Annotated in this window: 1 protein-coding gene; it reads left to right on the forward strand. The window is 64.1% G+C overall.

Going from position 1 to position 5,028, the window contains the following annotated elements; genetic code table 11:
• The first annotated feature begins 864 nt into the window (after positions 1 to 864).
• Entirely contained in the window at positions 865 to 4,158 is a 3,294-nt protein-coding gene (locus tag AZG88_RS18125) for a protein kinase domain-containing protein (RefSeq protein ID WP_061698479.1), read from the forward strand.
• Positions 4,159 to 5,028: the final 870 nt, after the last annotated feature.

Raw genomic sequence — 5,028 nt, forward strand, 5'->3', positions numbered from 1 at the left:
ACGGCGATCGGCCCGGAGATATTCAGTGCCGACGCGAATCGCACCACCCAATCCGCAAGGGCCGGGACCGTGGCTGTTTCCAGGGTGAGCTCGCCTTCCGAACGTCCCAGTCCGGGGAGATCGACCGCGATCGGCCGCAGTCCCGCCTCGGCGAGGCCGCCCAGGACCGGAAGCCAGACCCGGCTCCAATACGTTCCGTGCAGCAGCAACACCGCCGGACCGTCCCGCTCGACGGTCAGGTAGCCGGCCGTTTCGCCGTCACCTGAACTGCGGTCCTCAACAGCCCCTTCCGTGATTTCGCTCATGGGACCACTGTGACCGAGGACGGCCTCCCGACCCAGTATCGGAAACGACATTCATGAGCACATTCCTGCCACGAGGTTCATCATCATCGGGTGGTGGCCCCTGTCCGACCCGCCCGAGCCGCCCTTCGAACACGACTGTGCCGCCGAGGTCTTCGCACGTCCTGCAGTACGTCCCAGCCCGCTCTCGGACCTTCACCGAGCACCTCAGCCCTCTGCAGATCAGCGTCGGATCCGCAATGCTCTTCGGCACCGGGCAGGCAATTCGTCGATCATTTTGATGGCCATTCCCACTTCGGACAGTGGCGCCCGGAGGCTGGAACCGCGGACCGCTAAATGGCCTGCGGGCGCTCGCCGCCGTGATGTCGGGGTTGTCATCGGTCGCTTCTGGACTGATCGTCCCAGTTCTCTGGGTACAGCCGAGCGCGTCGGTCGCCTGTTATGCCTCGCTGGTGCCCGCGCCGCGAACTGGATAAGCGGTGAGGGGTTGGTGATAACTTCGCCACAGCTTCCCCCGCGATATCCTGAGGACACATCATCGAAAGGTAAGTGTGCATCGCCGATGGCCGATAGCGATCCTCCCGACACTCAGCGTGGCGTGGCGACGAATGTCATAGCGGAGCTGGCTGCGGCCGGATTCGAGGACGCGCACGAGATCGGGTGCGGCGGCTTCGGCGTTGTCTACCGGTGCACGCAGACCGAGTTGGAGCGCACCGTGGCGGTGAAGGTCCTCACCGCCGAACTCGACGAGGAGAACAGGGCGCGTTTCTTCCGTGAACAGCGCGCCATGGGCAGGCTCACCGGGCATCCGAACGTCGTCAACGTTCTTCAGGTCGGGGCCACGGGCAGCGGTTGCCCCTTCATTGTGATGCCGTACTACCCGCTCGGCTCGCTGGAAGCTCGCGTTTCTCGGGCAGGCCCGCTCGCACTGGACGAGACCCTTCGACTGGGCGTTAAGATCGCAGGTGCTCTGGAGACCGCGCACCGCCTCGGCATCCTGCATCGTGACGTGAAGCCGGCCAACATCCTCCTCACGGCCTATGGCGAACCGGAGTTGACCGACTTCGGTATCGCGCACATCTCCGGAGGGTTCGAGACGGCTACCGGCACGGTCACCGGATCGCCGGCATTCACTGCTCCCGAGATTCTGCGGGGCGATCCGCCGAGTTCGGCCTCCGACATCTACAGTCTCGGAGCGACCTTGTTCTGCGCGGTCACCGGTCACGCGGCGTTCGAACGTCACAGGGGGGAGCAGGTGGTCGCACAGTTCCTGCGGATTGCCTCGGAACCTGTTCCCGACTTGCGCGAACACGGTATTCCCGAGGACGTCTGCGCGGTCGTCGAACATGCGATGGCGGCGAACCCGGATGACCGCCCCGCGTCGGTCGCTGCACTCGGCGATGCACTACGTCAGGTTCAGGCAGGTAAGGGACTGCCAGTCGACGAAATGGCCCTGCACGACGAACCCGCCGAAGACCGGCGGACTTCGGAATGGCTACTCCTCGCTCCCGCACCGCGGGCGCGGCCCCCTCTGCCGGAGCAGCCGGTGGCACATTCCCTTCGCGGCGCCGAGGGTAATCTTCCGCTGGAACTGACCAGTTTCGTGGGACGCAGACGCCAACTGACGGAGGCAAAGTCGAAGCTGGCGGACGCGCGACTGGTCACGCTGACGGGTCTAGGTGGCGTGGGGAAAACCCGTCTCGCTCTCCGTGTCGCCGCCGATGTCCGTCGAGGATTCACCGACGGTGCGTGGATGGTGGAGCTAGGCGAATTGCGCGACGAGTCGCTTCTCGTCGACGTGGTCGCGGCCGCACTGGGGTTGCGGAATCAATCGGCGAAACCGTTGAAAGACATTGTGGTCGACTTCCTGGCCGCACGGCAGATCCTGCTCGTACTGGACAACTGTGAGCAGATGATCGACTCCGTCGCAGAACTGTCCGAGTCGCTGCTCCGCAGCTGCCCGAAGCTACAAATCCTGGCCACGAGTCGGGAGCGGCTCGGAATCGGGGGAGAAGTCGTGCTGCGGGTTCCTCCGCTGATGGTCCCCGACCCCAAACGGAACCTCTCGCTGCGGGGAATGCCGCGCTACGACGCCGTGACGTTGTTCGTCGAGCGCGCTGCTGCGGCGGTGCCGGGCTTCAAGCTCTCCGAGGAGAACGCAAGCACGGTGGCGCAGATTTGTCACCGACTGGACGGGTTACCCCTTCCCATCGAGTTGGCGGCGGCTCGGTTGCGGGCCATGTCGGCCGAGCAGATTCTGCGTCGCCTGACAGACCGTTTCGCACTGCTGACCCTCGGAAGCAGGGGCGCGCCGACGCGCCAGCAGACGTTGCGGCTGTCCATCGACTGGAGTTATGAGCTCTGTACCGCACAGGAACAGCAGCTGTGGTCCCGCTTGTCGGTGTTCGCAGGCAGCTTCGAACTCGACGCGGTCGAGGCCGTGTGCGCCTGGAATTCGGACGGCAACGTCCTATTAGACGCGGTAGCGTCGCTGGTGGACAAGTCGATCCTCATCCGGGAGGAGTTCGGGGCGGTGGTGCGCTTCCGGATGCTCGAGACTCTCCGCGACTACGGTAGCGAGAAGCTGACCGAAGCAGGCGAATTCGAGACTCTGCGTCGACGACACCGTGACTGGTACCTGCAGTTGGTCGCGGACGCGAAGGCCGAGTGGATCAGCCGCGAGCAGGTCAGGTGGATGAGGCGGATCGCCCGTGAGCAGTCAAATTTGCGAGAGGCGCTGGAATTCTGTGTGAGCGAGGCGAACTGGGTGGCGGGACTCGGGATCGCGAACGCTCTTTTTCCATTCTGGCTCGCCCGGGCCATGTTCAGTGAGGGACGGTACTGGCTCGACCGCCTGCTGAAGGATGCGCCGGTCGACGTGAGCGAAGAACGTGTCATAGCCCTGTGCGTAAACAGTGTACTGGCCGATATCCAGGGAGACGCGGCGGCTGCGACCTCCCTGGTGGCCGAAGAGACAACGCTCGCGGCACAGACAGACAACGCGGTGATCCGCGCGCACATGGCCTTTGCCGAAGGTCTGCTGGCGCTGTTCGCGAGTGATCTTCCCCGAGCGAGGTCATGCTTCGAGACCGCCCTCGAGGTGTCCGGATCCTGCGGTCAGCCCACCCTGCACATCGAGGTCCTGAACTCGCTCGGGACGGTGAACGAACTACTCGGAGACCCAGCCCGAGCACTCGGCTACTACGAGCAGGTCCTCGAGATCACCGAATCAACCGGCGAGTCAATGTACCGGGCACATACGCTATGGGCCATGGGTGTTGCGGTGTGGCGTAGAGGTGAAGTCGAGAGGGCGTCCCGGCACCTCAAGGACGGGCTGGCATTGGCTCGGCTGGTGGACAATTCGCTCACCGCTGCCACCTGCCTGGAATCGTTGGCATGGATCGCCAGCGATAACAGTCCGCACCGCGCGGGCGTACTGATGGGTGCGGCGGAGGCAATGGTGAAGTCTGCGGGAAGCTCCACCGCGCTGTTCCCTGGCCTGCTTGTCGATCACGAGGAGAGCGAACAGCGCGTGCAGGCTGCTCTCGGCGGAAAAGGCTTCGACGCGGCGCGCGACGAGGGCAGGATGCTCGCCACCGAGGACGCGGTCGCTTTCGCCCTCGGCAATCAGTCTCCACAGTCTTCGCCCCCCGCGCGTGCGGCCACCGACCTGACGAAACGGGAGAGGGAGGTCGCCGCGTTGGTCGCCAGGGGGCTGACCAACAAGGCGATCGCCGCCGAACTCGTGATCGCCCAACGGACGGCGCAGGGGCACGTGGAGCACGTTCTCGCCAAGCTCGGGTTCACGTCCCGCGCGCAGATCGCGGCCTGGGTCGTGGATCAGGCCCGAGACTGAAGCGGCTGACGTTCGACCTACCCAATCGGACGTCAGAACGCAATCACACCGAATGGGAAGTGGCAGGGTGCAACCACAATCCTGCGTGATGTGGACCAAGGAAATAGCTCGTCGAATCGACGCAAGCAACCGCCACCGCGATCCTCTTGCCGAGGTCGGATCGGATTTCCAGCCCCCGAACTGCAGCTGGGTCATCGTACCCACTGTCGGACTGCATGATTCGCGCATGTATCTGTCACATGGAATCACGTCGGGGGCGGGTTGTTCGTCCTTCGGTGTCACCACGAGCTGACGGGGCCTGTCGATTGTGTCGGTGATCTTGGCGGTGAAGTCGCCGGTCCTGGGCCGGCGAGCGGTCGGCGGAGTGTTGTGGATCTGGGTGGCGCCTCGCACGATCGAAGCGTGTGCGCGGCCCGGGCGAGTATTCTGCTGGTCTGCGAGCGCGACGGTATCGATCCGGTTTCCGCCATCCGGACCCAAATTGCCTTTATTGTAAGCGAGTTGGGACTCGGCGCGACACTTCGGTGGGCAGTCCCGGGCCGCTGGTTCATGCACTGGAATCACAGCGCTCTGCCTGCCGGTTCAGCAACTGGAGCCGTGTGAAGGGGACACTCGCGCACCGTTCCGAGGGCGGCGGCGGGCGCAATTCCTGCTGCCGACTCACCTCAAACCGATCGCCGACGCTACCTATCGAAGCTACAATCCCCTTTCTGCACCCATGATATTTGCAAATGCCACAGCGCTCCCTCGATCCAATACGAAAACTGCTGGAGCCGAACTGTCTGCTCTTCGTGGGAGCGACCCAAGCTAATACTTGATGTCCACCAGGACGACCCGGACTGCGGGCGAGCTACAGTGCCTTGAGTTCCT

The sequence above is a fragment of the Rhodococcus sp. LB1 genome (assembly GCF_001583455.1).
GTDB lineage: Bacteria > Actinomycetota > Actinomycetes > Mycobacteriales > Mycobacteriaceae > Rhodococcus_F > Rhodococcus_F opacus.

What these genes read in the sequence shown, in the direction of transcription:
- AZG88_RS18125 (WP_061698479.1), top strand. Translation starts at nt 865, where the DNA reads ATGGCCGATAGCGATCCTCCCGACACTCAGCGTGGCGTGGCGACGAAT.